Origin of the sequence: Mesorhizobium sp. M7A.F.Ca.ET.027.03.2.1 (genome assembly GCF_003999175.1) — a bacterium.
Lineage (GTDB): Bacteria > Pseudomonadota > Alphaproteobacteria > Rhizobiales > Rhizobiaceae > Mesorhizobium.
The window spans coordinates 1-523 of record NZ_RZOM01001840.1 but is presented as its reverse complement, the minus strand read 5'-3'; the positions used below and the strand labels follow the sequence as shown (position 1 = coordinate 523).

1 protein-coding gene is annotated in these 523 nt (G+C 57.0%); it reads right to left on the bottom strand.

The window, feature by feature from the left end; translation table 11 throughout:
* Positions 1-522: class I adenylate-forming enzyme family protein (locus tag EN750_RS38380; protein WP_145968392.1), on the bottom strand; the 522-nt coding region annotated here is incomplete at its 3' end.
* Between the last annotated feature and the right edge of the window lies 1 nt (position 523).

Sequence of the window (523 nt, the reverse complement as noted above, 5' to 3'; positions counted from 1 at the left end):
AATCTGGATGATACCGCCAAGATGATGAATATGCGTGCAGCCGGCTTCACTGACTTCCTGCCAGAAACGAGACGCACTGAAGCGATTTCGCAACGTCAATACGACCTGCGAGAACAAAGGCACAAAGAGCACTTGCGCACCGCCAATATGATGAAAGGGCTCCCAGACGTAAAAGTTGTCGCCCTCTCGCGCATCAGCGCATCTGATCACGGCTTTGGCCGCCAGTTCGAGCATGGTATGAGTGACCATCACCGCTTTGGCGGGGCCCGTCGTGCCAGATGTGAACATCAGCGCGGCACAGTCTTGCGGAGCAGGTTCCAGCCGATCGCGACCGTCGAGCGCCGTCAGGGTGTCGGGAAGGTTGATAACCCCAAGAGCTGGTCGGAACTCACAGGATGCGAGCGTTTCAAGCAGATCGACATCGCAGATCGCCAGGGTCGGCTTTACAAGCGTTACAGCGTGATCGAGCGCTGGGCCGATCAACAGTGGATTCATCGGAACCCATACGAGACCCTGCTGCAAG